Annotated in this window: 15 protein-coding genes; 3 read left to right on the top strand and 12 right to left on the bottom strand. The window is 35.0% G+C overall.

Translation table 11 applies throughout. The features are described from left to right. Positions 1-25 precede the first annotated feature (25 nt). Genes C7P63_RS10000 through C7P63_RS09980 form a run of 5 tightly spaced genes read right to left on the bottom strand, consistent with a single transcriptional unit; the run spans position 26 to position 4406 of the window. Positions 26-1099, bottom strand: a complete 1074-nt coding sequence (locus tag C7P63_RS10000) for an ABC transporter substrate-binding protein (protein WP_125944015.1) — start codon at positions 1097-1099, stop codon at positions 26-28. Further along, complete coding sequence (locus tag C7P63_RS09995; RefSeq protein ID WP_125944014.1) at positions 1096-1926, bottom strand: ABC transporter permease; 831 nt, start codon at positions 1924-1926, stop codon at positions 1096-1098. The genes C7P63_RS10000 and C7P63_RS09995 overlap by 4 nt, the downstream gene beginning before the upstream one ends. Next, entirely contained in the window at positions 1926-2738 is an 813-nt protein-coding gene (locus tag C7P63_RS09990; protein WP_125944060.1) for an ABC transporter permease, read from the bottom strand. Before C7P63_RS09990 ends, C7P63_RS09995 begins: the two co-directional genes overlap by 1 nt. A 5-nt stretch (positions 2739-2743) precedes the next feature. Beyond that, positions 2744-3841 (bottom strand): ABC transporter ATP-binding protein, encoded by a 1098-nt coding sequence (locus tag C7P63_RS09985; protein ID WP_125944013.1) that lies wholly within the window; start codon positions 3839-3841, stop codon positions 2744-2746. A gap of 22 nt (positions 3842-3863) precedes the next feature. Further along, on the bottom strand, positions 3864-4406 hold the full coding sequence (locus C7P63_RS09980) for a helix-turn-helix domain-containing protein (protein ID WP_125944012.1): 543 nt from the start codon (positions 4404-4406) through the stop codon (positions 3864-3866). A gap of 203 nt (positions 4407-4609) precedes the next feature. On the opposite strand from C7P63_RS09980, the gene C7P63_RS09975 reads away from it, so the two are divergent. Next, entirely contained in the window at positions 4610-5620 is a 1011-nt protein-coding gene (locus C7P63_RS09975; protein ID WP_125944011.1) for a YhdH/YhfP family quinone oxidoreductase, read from the top strand. 67 nt (positions 5621-5687) lie between these two features. Beyond that, positions 5688-6275 carry an ECF transporter S component gene (locus C7P63_RS09970; RefSeq protein WP_125944010.1) on the top strand — a complete coding sequence of 196 codons (588 nt, stop codon included), beginning with the start codon at positions 5688-5690 and terminating at the stop codon, positions 6273-6275. Positions 6276-6342: 67 nt separating this feature from the next. On the opposite strand, the gene C7P63_RS09965 is transcribed toward C7P63_RS09970, so the two are convergent. Continuing rightward, a complete protein-coding gene (locus tag C7P63_RS09965) occupies positions 6343-7245 on the bottom strand; it encodes a prenyltransferase (protein WP_125944009.1) in 903 nt (300 codons plus the stop codon). Positions 7246-7392: 147 nt separating this feature from the next. Here C7P63_RS09965 and C7P63_RS09960 point away from each other — a divergent pair, with 147 nt between their 5' ends. Next, complete coding sequence (locus C7P63_RS09960) at positions 7393-8373, top strand: polyprenyl synthetase family protein (protein ID WP_125944008.1); 981 nt, start codon at positions 7393-7395, stop codon at positions 8371-8373. A 64-nt stretch (positions 8374-8437) separates the two neighbouring features. On the opposite strand, the gene C7P63_RS09955 is transcribed toward C7P63_RS09960, so the two are convergent. The 6 genes from C7P63_RS09955 to gorA form a co-directional block, all read right to left on the bottom strand. Beyond that, positions 8438-10144 (bottom strand): hypothetical protein, encoded by a 1707-nt coding sequence (locus C7P63_RS09955; RefSeq protein ID WP_125944007.1) that lies wholly within the window; start codon positions 10142-10144, stop codon positions 8438-8440. A gap of 127 nt (positions 10145-10271) precedes the next feature. Beyond that, positions 10272-12023, bottom strand: a complete 1752-nt coding sequence (gene cydC, locus C7P63_RS09950) for a thiol reductant ABC exporter subunit CydC (RefSeq protein ID WP_125944006.1) — start codon at positions 12021-12023, stop codon at positions 10272-10274. Position 12024: 1 nt separating this feature from the next. Further along, positions 12025-13758 (bottom strand): thiol reductant ABC exporter subunit CydD, encoded by a 1734-nt coding sequence (gene cydD, locus C7P63_RS09945; protein WP_125944005.1) that lies wholly within the window; start codon positions 13756-13758, stop codon positions 12025-12027. Positions 13759-13760: 2 nt separating this feature from the next. Continuing rightward, positions 13761-14777 carry a cytochrome d ubiquinol oxidase subunit II gene (gene cydB, locus C7P63_RS09940; RefSeq protein WP_125944059.1) on the bottom strand — a complete coding sequence of 339 codons (1017 nt, stop codon included), beginning with the start codon at positions 14775-14777 and terminating at the stop codon, positions 13761-13763. A 7-nt stretch (positions 14778-14784) separates the two neighbouring features. Beyond that, positions 14785-16179, bottom strand: coding sequence for a cytochrome ubiquinol oxidase subunit I (locus tag C7P63_RS09935; protein WP_125944004.1), 1395 nt, complete (start codon positions 16177-16179; stop codon positions 14785-14787). A gap of 102 nt (positions 16180-16281) precedes the next feature. Beyond that, entirely contained in the window at positions 16282-17640 is a 1359-nt protein-coding gene (gorA, locus tag C7P63_RS09930; RefSeq protein ID WP_125944003.1) for a glutathione-disulfide reductase, read from the bottom strand. Positions 17641-17685 lie beyond the last annotated feature (45 nt).

Below are 17685 nucleotides of genomic sequence, written 5' to 3'. Positions count from 1 at the left end.
AGCCCTATTAAGACTTGCTTGTGTTTTATTTTCGGTGCATTTTAAATTCTAAAAATAGATCATTGTAAATTCCTAAATATTCTGGACCTAAGTCTTTATATACTTCCAAATGAGAAATAGTACTATCATCTGGATAAAACTGTTTATCTTGGGAAATATCTTTTGGCAGTAAGTCCAACGCTTCTTTATTAGGAGTCGAATAACCAATGTATTCAGCATTTTGAGCTGCATTTTCTGGTTTCAACATAAAATTAATAAACGCATAGGCACCTTCTTTATTCCGAACGGTTTTAGGAATCACAATATTATCAAACCATAAATTAGAACCTTCTGATGGAATAACATAATGGAGATGATCGTTGCCATCTAACATTTCAGCTGCTTCCCCTGAAAATGAAACAGCCACAGCACTTTCTTCATTGATCATATACATCTTAATTTCATCTGCTACAATAGCTTTAACATTTGTAGGAAGACTATCTAATTTTTTAGATGCTTGAGTTAGTTCTTTATTATTCAAACTATTTAGCGAATAACCTAAGCTATTTAACGACAAACCAATTACTTCTCTAGCACCATCAATCAGCATAACATTGTTGGCTAAACCTTTTTGCCATAAATCATCCCAATGCTGCATATCTTGTTTAGCCACAAATTTATCGTTATAAATAATCCCTAAAGTTCCCCAAAAATAAGGAATAGAATACTTATTTTCAGGATCAAAATCCAAATCTAAAAAACGAGAATCAATGTGCTGCATCCCTTTGATCTTCCCATAGTCTAAAGGAACTAACATATCTGCTTTCATCATTTTTTGGATCATGTATTCACTAGGAATCGTAATATCATAGCCTGTTCCACCTTGTTGAATTTTAGTGAACATAGCTTCATTGGAGTCAAAAGTTTCATAACTTACCTTATACCCAGTCTCTTTTTCAAACTTTTTTAACAGAGCTGGATCGATATAATCTCCCCAGTTATAAATCGTTACCGTATTACTCCCTGAAAATCCCTGGGCTTTCTCTAATTGGCGACTAGACACAAACAAAACCCCGATAATCGCTAAAATGCCAATAAATAAAACTTTTAAATTTTTCATAGAATATGAGCTACCTCCTCATGCTGTTTACGAAGACGTCGCTGTTTTTTAGACATATTACTTTGGCTAATAAAATAATAACCAATCACTAGGAATAAAGAAAATAGAAATAATAAAGCACTTAATGCATTAATTTCTAAACTAATTCCTTGTCTAGCCCGGGAATAAATTTCAACTGACAATGTAGAAAAACCGTTACCTGTTACAAAGAAAGTTACTGCGAAATCGTCTAATGAATAAGTAAATGCCATAAAGTAGCCTGCAATAATTCCTGGCGTAATAGAAGGAATGATGACTTTACTAATAACCGTCCAAGCATTAGCTCCTAAATCTTTTGCGGCGTCGATCATAGAATCGTTCATCTCTTGAAGTTTAGGCAAAACCATTAAAACTACAATTGGAATACTAAACGCTACGTGAGATAACAGAACTGATGAAAAACCTAGACGTATTCCTAAAAAAGTAAAGAAGATTAAAAAACTTGCTCCTATAATAACGTCTGGTGATACCATCAAAATATTATTAAAACTTAGTAACGTATTACGAGCTTGTCTTTTTTTCGTGTAGTAAATCATCATGGCACCAAACACACCAATCATCGTAGCTAATAAAGCAGATAAAAAGGCTAATAGAAAAGTGTTTAGCACAATGCCTATCAAGCGTTTATCTTCAAACACTGCTTGATAATTTTCTAAGGTAAACCCACTAAAGTGATTCATATTACCGCCACTATTAAAGGAATAAAAAATCAAATAAAAAATCGGCAAGTACAGTAAAATGAACACAAAAAACAAATAAATGTTAGGCCAATTAATTTTCTTTTTCATTAGTTAGCTCGCCTCCTTTTTTTCTTTTTCTCTCCAGTGACTAACATAATAGCTAACATAGCAATAATTAGCACTACACCAATAGTTGAACCCATCCCCCAGTTTTGTGTCACCATAAAATGTTCTTCAATGGCTGTTCCAAGGGTAATTACTCGGTTTCCTCCGATTAAACGCGTTAACATAAATAAACTTAAAGAAGGAATAAATACAGCTTGGACACCACTTTTCACCCCGTTTAAAGATAGCGGGAAAATAACTTGCCAAAAAGTCTGCCAAGCATTAGCCCCTAAATCTACGCTGGCGCTAATAAATGAAGGGTTCATCTCTTCTAACGCATTAAAGATAGGCATAATCATAAAAGGAATTTCAATATAGGCTGCCACAAAAATAAAACTAAAATCAGTAAACAAAAGTTGTTTAGGGCCTATGCCAATAAATTCTAGAAAATGATTGACACTACCATGCATACTAAAAATACCAATAAAAGCATAAGCTTTAAGTAATAAATTCACCCAGGTTGGTAAAATAATTAGCATTAACCATAACTGCTTGTGCTTGGTTTTATTTAAAATATAAGCAGCTGGATATGAAATGACTAGCACAATCAATGTAATTAAAAATGCATATAAAACTGAATTAAAGGTCATTCTTAAATAAGTGCTAGAAGCAAAATAGGTTTTATAATTATCTAGCGTATAACTTCCATCCATCCCAATAAAGGATTGATACACAATCAACAACACTGGAGCAATCACAAATAAAAGCAACCAGAGAACATAAGGAATGGAATAGACACGCCGAGCTTTTGTCATCATACTTATCCCTCCTGTTCTTCTTCGTAACTTTCAAGTCGAGCATCAAATTCTTCTTCTGATTCTCCAAAACGCATAACATGAATATCTTCTGGTTCAAAAAACAAACCAACATGAGCTCCTTCAGTCGCTTTTCTAGTAGAATGAACGACCCATTCATTCCCCTCTTCATCTAAACAAACAATTTCATAGTGAACTCCTCTAAAAAGTTGAGTATCCACAGTTACGTGCATCTTACCTTTTTCTGGGGAAGTGATTTGAATATCTTCTGGTCTTAAAACGACTTCTACGGATTCATTTTTACCCATACCACCGTCGACACATTCAAATTTTTTCCCAACAAACTCAACTAGATAATCATCTACCATTTTACCTTTAACAATATTACTTTCGCCGATAAAGTCTGCTACAAAGCGGTTAATTGGTTCATCATAAATATCAACAGGCGTCCCACTTTGGACAATTTCCCCTTTGTTTAAAATAAAAATCTCATCACTCATAGCTAAAGCTTCTTCTTGATCGTGGGTAACAAAAATAAAGGTAATTCCTAAACGCTGCTGTAGTTCACGCAACTCATATTGCATGTCTTTTCTTAACTTTAAATCTAAGGCCGACAAAGGTTCGTCTAAAAGCAGGACTTCTGGCTCATTAGCTAAAGCTCTCGCAATCGCTACTCGTTGCCGTTGTCCTCCAGACATTTCACTAATTTCTCGCTCTTCAAAACCAGATAACTGAACCATTCGCAAAACGTCCTTCACTTTTTGTTCAATCTGTTTTTTAGGTAGTTTTTTAATTCGTAGACCAAAAGCTACATTATCGAACACATTTAAATGAGGAAACAAGGCATAATCTTGGAAAACTGTATTTACTTTACGTTTGTTAGCAGGAATATCATTGACTTTTTTTCCTTCTAACCTGATATCTCCTTGATTAGCTTCAATAAACCCTGCGATTAAACGCAAAATAGTCGTTTTACCACAACCTGAAGGCCCTAACAACGTATAGAATTTTCCTTGTTCAATTTCAAAACTAACGTCTTTTAAGACGACCTGATCATCGTATTCTTTTCGAACATTATGAAATGTTATGATATTTTGTGCCATGTAAACACCCTTTCCTTCTTTTCTATAAATATGAATTAGTTACCACAAGTAATAACTTAGCGGCTTTATTTCCAACATTTTTAATTTGGTGGGAACGTGTCCCTCGGTAGTAAATTGATTCTCCCTTAGTGGCATAATATACTCTAGCACCTAAGCGAATACTAATTTCCCCTTCCATAACATAAGCAAAAGTATCTGACATAGAAGGGGGAAACTCTTTAAACTCTCCTTGTTCTTCCATGGTCAAAAAAATAGGCTCCATAATATTTTCATTAGAGCTTGGAACTAGCCATTCAATTTGATAAAGTCGCTCTTCATCCACAAAGGTAGTACGCTCTGATTTTTGATAAACAACCTTTTGTTCCTCTTCCTCTTCTGAAAAAAAATCTTGTGGCGTGGTTCCTAATACTTCTAAAATAGTAAAAAATGTTTCCATAGACGGAGAACTTAAATCTCTTTCTAATTGACTAATATATCCCTTAGACAGATCTGTTCGTTCCCCTAGTTCTTCCTGGGTTAAATTTTTTTGCACCCGTAAATTTTTAATTTTACTTCCAATATCCATAGGGGGTTCCTTTCTAAAAGTTATCTATAAGTAAACAAAAACTATAAAAGTAATGTAAAAGTAAACTTAAAGTTTAAAAACAAAGTTAGTATACCTTCTATTTCTTGTAAAATCAACTTTTTTTGGCAGAAATAGTCGCAATTTCCCGCTAATTTTTCTATACTTAAAGTAAGTAATATGATTTTAAAGGAGGATTTACTAGAATGAATAATTTTAACGCGTTATGGTTGTCTAAAACAACTGATTCAACAATCGAAACATGTATCCGAAAAACCCAATTAGAAGAACTATCTGAAGGAGATGTGTCCATTCAAAGTGACTATTCCTCTCTAAATTTTAAAGATGCGTTAGCTACTCAAGCTAAATCAGGAGTCATTCGTTCTTACCCTATTATTCCAGGAATTGATGTTAGTGGAAAAGTTATCCAGTCTAACCAAGAAGATTTACCTGTTGGAACCAATGTTTTAGTCACAGGTTACGGTTTAGGGGTCTCTCATACAGGTGGGTTAAGTGAAATTGTTTCTGTCCCTCATGAATGGGTGGTTAAAACCCCAAAACAAGCCACTAACCGAGAAGTTATGTGCTTTGGAACAGCTGGGTTTACCGCAGCTTTAGCTATTCACGCTTTAGAAACCAAAGGAGAGATGACACCTAAAAATCAACCGAACATTTTAGTTACAGGTGCTTCTGGTGGTGTTGGTAGCTTAGCTATTCAGATGTTAAAACAATTAGGGTATACCAACGTTTGGGCTCTTTCACGAAAAAAAGACTCTGCCAAAGAATTTTTCCAAAAAATTGGAGCGACCCAAGTCTTTACTCCTGAAGAAATAACACCAGATAAAAAACGACCGTTATTATCTCAACAATTTCATTATATCATTGATACCGTAGGAGGACATCAATTAGAAATACTCTTACCTCAAATGTATTACGGAGGAAGCCTAGCTCTTTGTGGTAATGCTGGAGGGATTAGCTATACAACAACTGTCTTGCCTCATATTTTACGAGGGGTTAACTTATTTGGTATCGATTCTGTCGCTGTTCCAATGTCTCTTCGCACACAGATTTGGGATAGAATGATAACGGAGATGAAACCAGCCGACTTATCCCAACATATTCAACAAGAAATCACTTTAGAACAAGTCCCTGATGCTTGCCAAACTATTTTACAAGGAAACATGCAAGGTAGATATTTAGTCAGATTAACTAACTAATACTTGACGAGTTTTCAATCTATCATTATGATATAGACACTATCTAAGCGTAAAGGAGTTTTGAATTATGGCTAAAACCAATGCTGCCCACCGTGTAGCTATTCGAGGGATTTTAATTGCCATCATTTTACTGCAAGCAATGATTCCCTTTTTAGGCTATATTCCCTTATTTGGTGTTATTAGTATCACAACGATTCATGTCACAGTTATTGTTGCTGCAATTGTTTTAGGACCTAAAGATGGTATGTTGATGGGATTTATTTGGGGAATGTGTACCCTCATTCGAGCAAATGTTGCCCCTACCTCAATTATTGATACCTTAGTTTTTAGAAACCCATTAGTATCAGTGTTACCGCGAATGATTGTAGGATTAGTTGCCGGATTTATTTTTCGGTGGATCTATCAAGCAAGTAAAAATCTCTACCTTGGGTCCATCACATCTGCTGCTATTGCCACTTTAACTAATACCATTCTTGTATTAGGCTCTATGGCTATACTTTATACAGATGTGGTAGCGAAACAATACGGGGTCGATGCCTCTCAGTTACTGAAACCATTAGGTGCTGTTGTCCTGACAAATGGAGTACCAGAAGCTATTTTTGCTTGTTTAGTGGTGCCACTAATTACTCGGGCATTGAAATCTTCCCTTCATTAAATCTTACTTATTATCACTAACTAGCCAAATAAAAAAACCTAAAGTCTGCTGACTTTAGGTTTTTTTATTAGAAGAAACTTCCTATTAAAAAGGTTAAACTGTAAAGAGATAGAGTCATTGCTAAATTTTTAATCGCTAAAGGAAATGTTTCCGTCTTTATTTGCTTTTGTAAGAAACCTTTCGTTTGTCTATGAATCATAGGTAACACTAATAAACTAAATAAAATAGTCCAAGGGCCTTCCTGTGTGAGATAAATCAATACAATCAAAACAAAAGGTAAATAAGCGACCCATTGAAACAACCGTAAAGAGCGACTTTTCCCTAAACAATGAGGCAAAGTAACTCGTAAATTTAACCGGTCCTCTTTCACATCACAAATATTATTGGCAAATAACAAATTAGCAATAGGTAATATTCCTGGTAAGCAGATAAAGAACACTTGTCCTAAAACTTGCCAAGTCAACGAATAACTGTCATAAATATTTAGATAAACTGTAATTAACGGAATTAAATATCCCATAGTTATCCCTGATGCTAATTCTCCAACTGGTAAACTAGATAACGGTCTTGGTCCCCCAGAATATAAAAAGCCTACCCCAAAACTAATCAATCCTAACAACAGCAAAGGCCAACCTGTCTGATAAGTTAAAAATATGCCAATTCCTCCAGATAGAACTGTTAAACCAATGATTAAATTTCGAATAAACGTCAAGGACAGCCCTTCTCGGCCAATAATATTAGTTTTATCTTTATAGTCATGTCCTTCTGTAGCATGATGGTAGTCCATGTAATTATCAAACATGTCCACAACCATGTTAAAAAGAAACATGGCGATAAAAAACAACCCCATATGAAGCCAGTTCACTGTCTTAAAATGATAAACTGAATAGGCTAAACCAATGATAAAAGGAAAAACACTGGCTGTTTTTGCCTTAATTTCAATTAGTTCACCAAATAATTTCCATGTCATAAAATAAGTCCTTTCTAAAAAAACATCTTGAGATGATTGAGAATTCCTACAGTTCATTCTATAATTAAAAACAAGAGGTTGCAATTGATTGACATCTTTCATGCTTTTCGATAGATTGTAATTAATGCAATAAACTGGGAGGAATCTATGGCTATTCATCAATTGTGGGACAACTATCCTACTATCCAACAAGAACTTATCGCAACACAAAGTATTATGGAACGCTCTGTTAAAATTCGTAACAAAGAGATGACGGAAGCTTTACAACTGTTTTTTAAATCTGGAGGTAAACTATTACGACCAGCATATTTTTTATTATTTTCCCAATTTGGACAAGTTCCTTCAGAAAAAAGTAAATACCAGTTAGCCGCATCACTTGAAATTCTACATACAGCTACTTTGATTCATGATGATATTATTGATGAATCTCCTGTCCGCCGAAATTTACCCTCTATTCAAGCAGTTTATGGTAAAGATATTGCGGTTTATGCTGGAGATTTTCTTTTTACCGTTTATTTCCAGTTAATTGCTAGCTCCACAGATGATATGAAAGCTCTAGAAACCAATGCAGCTTACATGAAAAAAATTCTAGTGGGAGAGCTAGATCAAATGCACTTGCGCTATAATCCAAATATTACTATCAAACAATATCTTCAACATATTCGAGGAAAAACAGCCCAATTATTTCAACTAAGCTGTTATCAAGGGGCTCATTTTTCAAACGCCTCTAAATCAGTACAACTCTTAGCCCAACGGATTGGCTACCACATTGGTATGGCCTTCCAAATTTTAGATGATGTACTAGACTTTTCTTCCACTACAGAAGAATTACAAAAACCAGTTCTTGAAGATATTCGTAACGGCTATTATACATTGCCACTTATTTATGCCATGACTCAAAAGCCTCAAGAGTTTAAAGTATTACTTCAACCTGATCAAGATGTAACAACTGAACAACTCCAAGACATCCTTCGTCTCATCCAGCAAACTGATGGGGTAGGATATGCGACTAAGCTAGCTGAAAGATATACTAATAAAGCATTAAAAGATATCCAACGCTTACCAGACATAGAAGCTAAGTTTATCTTACAAACTATTACTGAACAGTTATTAACTCGTAAAAACTAAAAAAGCTGTCTAAAGTTGACCTGTAAGTCAATTTTAGACAGCTTTTTGTTATCTATTTAATTGTTTAAAACTCATTAATGTAATGATTTAAATATTGATAAAGTAAATCATATAACACAAATTGTTGATAGGTTTGACTATCTGTGTAGTAATGTTTTTTAACAAACATATTTTTAAAAACTTGGTGAGGCATTTCTTGTTGGAAAATACTTAACCGTTGTAAATATGGTTGACACCACTCTAACGAATAAGGATAGTTAGTTGCCAATTGATGATTGTCTTGTAACTGCTCATAATGGGCTTCTAAAAAGTCTAACTCTTGCCGAACCACACGAAATTGCTCAATAGAAATTTTCACTCGGTCATCTGAAGGTAAGTGAGAGATTGTTAAAAAACCCTCTACAATCCCTTGTTCAATCTCCATTAAATTAGTATATGTTTTACCTGCTAAATCAGTTAAAGGTTGCTGTAAAACAGGAGCAGAGTGAGATTGTGAACTTGTTGTCTCTGTAGCTTCTTCTGCAGGAGCCATTTTCTCTGTGACATCCAAATCACTCTTTTCTTGTTCTTCTGGTAAAAGCAATTCTTCTGGTAAATCTAATTCAATCGTCACATCTTCGTCAAACTCTTCTGTAACTTCTTCTGGCTCTAATACTGGCTCTATTTCAGTTGTTTCTTCTACTTCTACGACTTTCTCTTCTACTGATGGTTCTTCTGTTTCAAGTATTTCTGGTACTTCTTCATTGTTAATTTCTTTTTCAATCGGCTCTAAATCTGGTATATCAATGGTCACACTTTCCTCAACTGGTTGTTGGGGTAAAACAAAATCTTGCCAAACATGAAAAGGAGGAACATCTGTTTCTTGTTTCTCTAAGTTTACTTCCACATGAGAACCAAGCACTAGACTTTCAGAAGCTACTTCTTCAGTGGAAGTTGTTTCTTCTAAAGCTACTTGTTTTTCTTCTGCAAGAAAGGTTTCTTGCTCCGTTAAAGCAGTCTCTTCTTCTAGCTGAACATCTTGTGTTTCTTTTCTTTCTCTACCAGTCAAAGCTTGAGTTAATTCTTTTTCTCGTTGCATTTGTTTTTCGATTTGTTGCTGTTTTTCTTGAATTAAGTCGATAGCTGCCATTAGGTCATTATTTTGTTTTTGATATACTCCGTACACTTCTTTCATTTCTTTCAAACTCTGTGCTAGTTGAGTATTTTCATTTGATAATGTTTCCACGACTTCTTCTAATTGATGACATTTTTTTTGCCAACCAATTAATTCTGTTTCTTTTTCCGCCATCCAATTTTGCCATTTTTCTTTTTGTCTCATAATTTGCTCCTGTAATTCTTTTTGATTGTGTTTAACTTGATAAAGCTCTTCTTCTTGAGCAAAAATAATCTGTCTGATTATTTGTTGCAAACTAACGGAAAACAAGCGAATGAGTTTCTTATGAAACATAGATTCAGGTAGGACTTCTTGCTTGTTAACAGGTAGTAAATAATTAATATATAGTAAAAAATCACCATTTAATGCTTCATAATAAAAGGACTGATTCAATTCATAAGAATAAAAGTATCTTGGCCAATAGTTTAACACATCTTCACTAACCAATTTTAATGTATCAAAATCCATACCTTGAGGCTCACAGGTTAAAACAACCTGTTGCTCTGTTCTATCTTTTGTATCATTCACTGGATGCATAAGCACCACATGTTGTGCCCGATTATAAATAACTGGTTCTTTTTCTTCATGGACCGTTACCCGATTTAATGATGACCCCATCTGTTTTTCCCTCACTCTCTGTTTCGTATTCAATCTTACCTAGAAAAAGAAAAAGTGTAAAGATTACAACTCAAAAAAGTTTAAAAAGAATGCCTAGATTAAAAAAATCTAGGCATTTCACCACATTTTATACATAATCTAAAGCTAAAAGTGCCTGATAATGTTTATCTCTCATAGATAATTCTTCTGGGGTACCATCCATTTTTACTTGACCCTTCTCTAAAAATACCACTCGGTCCGCATGCTCAATGGATAAAAGATGGTGGGTAATCCAAATAACTGTTTTGCCTTCTAATTCTTTAAACACCGTTTCTAATAAAGACTTTTCAGTAATTGGATCTAAACCAATCGTTGGTTCATCAATGATGACAATAGGCGTATCTTGCAAGAGAATCCTAGCTAAAGCGATTCGTTGCTGTTCTCCACCGGAAAAACGTTTGCCTCCTTCTTCAACTAGCGTTTGGACCCCATCAGCTAATTTAGCAATAACTGGATCTAAACCGGCTTGCGAAATTGCTCGCATAACTTCTTCTTCAGAGGCATTTAAATTACCTAGCTGCACATTGTTATACAAAGAGGTATTAAACAAATGAGGGGCTTGATTTAACACACCAATCACTTTAGACATACTAGGCTCTAAGTGTTCCAAGGATAACCCATCTAAAGTAATCTCCCCTTTTGAAGGAAGTAAGTCTCCACGTAATAATTTAGCTAAAGTTGTTTTGCCTGTCCCACTTTTACCTAGAATTGCCACCGTTTCTCCTGGGTGAATAGTTAAATCAAACTCAGTAAAAATTGGTAAAGTTTGATTACTATAAGTAAAAGACAAATCTTTCACGTCTATCTTACCTGTTAACTTAGCTAAAACCTCTTCTGAGACACTTTTTTCTGGTTTATCACTAGGAATAGGCAATTGATGTAAACGCCTTGTAGAGTCCTCGTACATCGGTAATTCTGCCACCCCTTGACTAATAGGCCCAAAAGCATCCATTAAAGGAAATGTTGCTAAAACAAAAGCAGCAATCCAGTTCAAGTTATCTTGATTAGTTTGATAGAAATAACTTCCTACCCAAATATAGATAGCCACCACAATCCAGCCAAAAACAAATTGAACAATAGTCCCTTGAATTCGTTTAGACCGATTAAGAGAAGCTTCTTCTTGTCTAACTGCTTTTAATGATTGACTATAGTGATCTAAGAAATCTTCATAACGTCCACTATACTGCCAGTCTCCTACCCCTAAAACAGAATCTGTTAATTCATTATACAACACATGTCTTTTAGCTTTGCGCCGGTAAGAGCGACCTTGATTTACCGCCACGGAAGCCAAGGGTAGAAAAACAATTAAAATCCCTAATAAAAGTAAGATTAATAGAGCAAATGGTAGAGAAAAAGCACCAAATGCTACCACAATAAATACATACAGTAATAATCCAATTAAAGTAGGAAAAATTGTTCTTAAATAAAGATTTTGAATATGTTCAATGTCCTCAGCTAAAATACCGAGTATATCACCAGATTGAAATTCTTCTTTAGCTCGTGTTGCTCGTGTTTCTAAGGATTGATACAATTTAAGCCGAATATCTGAAGTCATTTTCAACACCCAATTATGACTTCCTAAACGTTCTGCATAGCGAAAGGCAGGCCGGCCTATTCCAAAAGCCCGAGTTAAAACAATCGGAACATAGACAGCTAACACATTCCAAGGTTGAGTGGCTGATTTACTGATTAAAAATCCTGAGGTAAACATTAATGCACTGCCACAAAAAAAAGTTAAAAAGCCTAGGAATAACACCAAAGCTAAAAGTTTTTTATATTTTTTAAAATAGGGACGTACCCAGTTATCCTTGCGACTTAACACAAGATAGGATTGTTTCATCTTATACTTCCCCCCTAATCTTTCTTACAAAAGCCTGATAATACCCTTCTTTTTGTGACAGTTCTTCATAAGTTCCCTGTTCCACAAGTTTTCCGTGATCCAAAACTAAAATATAATCCATTTCTTTCATCCAATGCAAACGGTGGGTAGCAAAAAATACCAAACGTTGATCAAATAATGGTAACATAGTTGCTTTAAGTTCCGCTTCGGTTTCCACATCTAAATGGGCTGTCGGTTCATCAAATAATAAAATTCTCCGAGATTGATCTAAAAAGGCCCGAGCTAAAGCAACCCGTTGAAGTTGGCCACCACTTAGCGCTTGTCCTCCTTCACCAATCACTGTATCTAACCCATCAGGAAGAGAATGAACTAATTGCCCTAAGCCAGCTTTTTCTAAAGCTAGATGTACCTCTTCTTCTGTTGCCTCTGGTACATAAAACGCAATATTATATCTTAATGTATCATGAAAAATATAAGGATCTTGAGGGATATAAGCTAATTGTTTTTGCCAATCAGGATGCATTAGATGCTGACAATCTATCCCATCCATACGAATAGCCTGCTTATTAGTCCCTGGTAAAAAACCACCTAATACTTTGATTAGCGTAGATTTGCCAGAGCCAGATAACCCGATAATACCGATTTTTCCAAAACCTTGCCAGTTAAAGTCGATGTTGTCTAAAGCTAAGTCGGATTTATCTGCTTGATATTGAACAGATAATTGATTTAGCGCCAACTCACTGTTAGCTTGAAACAGGGGTAATGAACTATCTGTTCCTTGCTCTAAAGGATTTTCTTTATCTAAAATAGCAAAAATACTTTTAAGGGTATTTCCTCCGTTTAACGTAGCATGATAATCATTAGCGAAATCGCGAATCGGCATGAAAAAATCAGGCGCTAAGATTAACACGGTTAACGCTGGAAATAAAGGCATTTCTCCGTTAATCAGTCGTAACCCTAAGAAAAGAGCAATCACTGCGATAGACAATGTAGTGAAAAAATCCAAAGCGAAGGTGGACAAAATAGCAATTTTCAATGTTCCCATAGTTGCTAAACGATAATTTTCACTGACTTGATAAACATTTTTTCCGTAACGCTTACTTAAACCTAGTAAGTTTAATGTTTCAAGCCCTCTCAACGAATCTATGAAATGGTTGCTTAAAATTTGAAACCCTTCATACTGTTTATCCGCTTTAGCTCTTGCGGCATAACCTAATACAATCATAAAAATAATAATAATAGGAAAAACTAAAAATAAAACAACTCCTGAACGAATATCTTGGGTCAAAACAAAAATTAAAACAACCCAAGGAACCACCATCATATTAGTAATTTTAGGCAAAATAATATGTAAATAGTTTTCGACTTGACTAATTCCTTCAATCGCTGTTGTTACTGTATTCCCCGTTCCTTCTTTTTGAATGAACTGAGGTCCTAAATTAAATAGTTTTGTCATCAACTGTTGACGAATCAACTCTGATTGATTATACGCATAGTCATCTAAAGCCTTATCTCTAAGCCAATTAATTAGCTGACGACCCATAAAACAGGCGAAAAAAATGAAAATAGGAGCTAGTTGACTTGCTACAGTAGCTCCCTTCCATAACTGACTAATTCCTTTTGACAAAAAATAGGCTTGACCAATAATCAAAAGAGCCTGCAGAACTGCTAGTCCTGCAAGCCCTATAAGAACAGGTTTGATTCGGTTGATTCGAAATAAATTCTTATCAATCATTTTTATCCCTCAACTTTTCCTGCCTTTAGTCGTTTACTGAAAATATAGTATGACCATGCTTGATAAGCTAAAACAAATGGAAGTAAACCAAATGCTACATAGGTCATAACTTTTAATGTATAAGGAGAACTTGATGCTTCCGTAATTAGTAAAGCTTCTTTTACTCCTTCAACAGATCCTACCATCACACGTGGGAATAATCCATTAAATAATAGGATAACCACACCTGCTAAAATACAACCTGTTGCTAAAAATGATGCTAACTCTTTCCCTTTAAAGGTACTTACTGCTGCTACTACAGCACTTAACACAATAAATCCTAAAAGAAGCAAAGTAGATGTTGGTCTTAAATCAAAGAAATCTGTTTCTGTTTTCACTAAAATAGCAAAAACAACTAAACCGATAAATAAAAGTGGGTACAAACGTTTAGCTTGATGTTCTGCTCTGTAGCGAATAGGTCCATGAGTTTTTAACCGAATATAGTTTAAACCATGAATGTAGCAAATCAATGTAACTGCTACTCCCCCTACAACAGAGAACAAGTTAACATAGTCGCCAAATGTGGCATAAATATTTTTATCTGCTCCCATTGGCATACCTTTTACCATGCTAGTAAACATCATACCGAATAAGAAAGGTGCTAGGAAACTACCAATAAACATTGCCCATTCCCAAATATTCCGTCCCTTGTCTGTATGCATATGAGCTCTAAACTCAAACGAAACACCACGTAAAATCAATCCTGCTAAAATCAGGAATAAAATAATGTAGTAGCCACTAAATAATGTAGCATACCACTCTGGGAAAGAAGCAAATAACGCTCCACCAGCAGTAATTAACCAAACCTCATTACCATCCCACACTGGTCCAATACTTGCAACTAAAACATCTCTTTCTTCTCGGTTATGAGCTAAGAAACGCATACCCATTCCCACACCGAAGTCAAATCCTTCTAAAAAGAAAAAGCCAATAAAAAGTACTGCGATTAAGATAAACCATAACATTTGTAAACCTGTCATTGCCATTTTAGAAAGCCTCCTTTGCTAGAGGATCTACATTATCTGTTACTTCAGCTTTAGCGTATGGACCCTTCTTAGACACACGGTAAATTAAGAAGACTAATACTCCTCCTAAAACAGTAAACAATAAGAAATAGACAATGTTACTAAATAACAATTGGTTAGCCGTTACACTTGGAGAAACACTATCTGCAATAGTAAATAAACCATAAACTGTCCAAGGAGCACGACCTAATTCAGTGATTAACCACCCACATGTATTAGCTACAAATGGAACGAATGTACAAATACCAACAATCCATAGTAACCAACGAATTTTTAATAGACGATCTTTTTTAAGTAGTAGTAAAGCTAAAATAGCTAAGGCAGCTAACCCACTACCAAATCCTGCCATTACTCGGAAACTCCAGAAAAGAGTTTTAGTTGGTACGTAATAATTCAACTGATCTCCGTATTTTTCTTTTAGTTCTTCGTTAATAGTATTCATTCCTTTGAAACTACCTTCGTGAGAACTACCTAAGATACTCAATAAATAAGGAATTTCAATGGAAGCTCCTTCTTTATGATTTTCAGTATCAAACGCTCCAATCAATTTCCAAGGAACATTTTTATCAACAGTATCTTCATATAACCCTTCTGTTGCTGCAAACTTCATTGGTTGATCTTCAATAATAGCTTGTGTTTGATAGTGACCTGCACCAATCACTAAAATAGAAGAAATAAGACCCATAATTAAACCAAATTTTAAAGATGTACGGAAAAATTCCTTATCTTTATTTTTTAACAATTTAAATGCTGAAATACCTGCAATAATAAAACCACCTGTTACAAAAGCACCAAAAATAACGTGAGGAAACTCTAACCATAATTGATGGTTGGTTAATAATTTACCAAAACTAGTTAATTCTGCTCTACCTGTTGCTTCATTTAATTTGAAGCCTACAGGATTTTGCATAAATGAGTTGGCTGCTAAAATCCATAAAGCAGACAAAGTAGAACCAAATGCTACTAACCACATAAAGACACAGTGCATTTTTTTACTTACTTTATCCCAAGTAAACATCCAAAGGCCTAAAAAAGTAGATTCCATAAAGAATGCTAATAAAGCTTCCACTGCTAATGGTGCCCCGAAAATATCCCCCATAAATCTAGAATACTCTGACCAGTTCATCCCAAATTGAAACTCTTGGATAATCCCTGTTACAACACCTACAGCAAATGTTAAGGCAAAGATATTCCCCCAAAACTTCGTCATATCTTTGTATTTTTCGTCTTTTTTGACGACATACATAGTTTCCATAATTGCTACAGCTAAGCCTAGTCCAATCGAAAGTGGTACAAAGAAAAAGTGAAAGACTGTCGTCATAGCAAATTGAAAACGCGCTAACGTTAAAATGCTCATCATTAAATCTCCCTTCTTATATGTTTTTGTATAGTATAATAATTATCAATACATAACTATTATAGTCTAAATAGCTGTAAAAATAAAATACATTATTAAAATCTAATCCTTTTTTCTAGTCATCGTAACAAACTCTTCTGCTGCTGTCGGATGAATAGCTATTGTTCGGTCAAAATCTGCTTTAGTAGCACCTAATCCCATGGCAACAGCAAATCCTTGCAATAACTCATCCATTCCTTCTCCTACACCATGTAATCCAATGACTTGCTCTTTTTTACCTACACACACTAATTTAAAAAAAGCAGGCAACTTATGAGACAGTAATGCATAACGCATTGGATTAAATTGAGACGTGTAAACTGTAATAAGCTCATCTGGATACTTTTGCCTAGCTTCCTCTTCGCTTAATCCAACTGTCCCTAGTGGAGGATGTGAAAAAACAACTGTAGGAACATAGGTTAAATCTGCTTTAGCATCTACCTGATGATTAAATAAACGTTCAGATAGTTGTCTACCTTCTTTAATGGCTACTGGAGTAAGATGGGGCTGACAAGTTAAATCTCCCAAGGCATAAATACCTGCTACCTTTGTATTTTGATACTCATCTACTTGAATATATCCTTGCTCATTTACCCTAACACCTGTTGTTTCTAATCCTAATGAGTCAGTCATCGGTTTTCTACCAACTGCCCAAATAAACAAATCTACCTGTAAAAAACTACCATCACTCAAGTTTAACTGATAACCTTGTGACTGCTTTTTAACTGATTGAACTTCTTGATAAGGATGTAAATGAAGACCTTCTTTTCTATAAAGCTCTTCTAAATGACTAACCGTTTCCCTATCAAAGGAACGTAGAACATGATCATGTCGGTAAATTAAATGAGTTTCCACCTGAAAATGACTTAAAACTCCAGCTAGTTCGACTGCTACATAACCAGAACCAATAATAGCGACTTTTTTAGGTAATTCCCTCATGTCAAAAAAATCATTGGAAGTTAAACCATATTCAGCACCTGGTATTTCTGGAATAACTGGGGCTCCACCTGTTGCTAATAAAATATGTTTGCCAATATAACTCTCTCCGTTAACGACTACTTCTTGTTGATTTTTTAAGCGAGCTAAGCCAAAAACAACTTGAACACCATTTTGATCCAAACCTTGTTGATATAATTGGCGAAGTCTTTGAATATAGTTATCTCGGTTAGCTACAAATGTAGAAAAATCAAAGTCTTGACTCGTTACATCAAAACCATAAGCTTTTGTTTCTGTCATCATTTGATGGAATAACTCACTGCCTTGCCACATAACTTTTTTAGGTACACAGCCTACATTGACACAAGTTCCTCCTAAATAACGACCTTCAATTAACAAAACTTTAGCTCCGTGAAGTGCTGCTCGATTAGCTGAGGCAATCCCACCACTGCCACCGCCAATAACGATATAATCGAATGATTGCATCTTTTCACCTCTTTCATTTTCTAATAGATATCTCATTTTTATTCT

This window comes from Vagococcus humatus (genome assembly GCF_003950325.1).
In the GTDB taxonomy this organism is placed as follows: Bacteria; Bacillota; Bacilli; order Lactobacillales; family Vagococcaceae; genus Vagococcus_C; species Vagococcus_C humatus.
The sequence above is the reverse complement of the archived record's forward strand: the minus strand, read 5'-3'. Positions and strand labels throughout refer to the sequence as shown.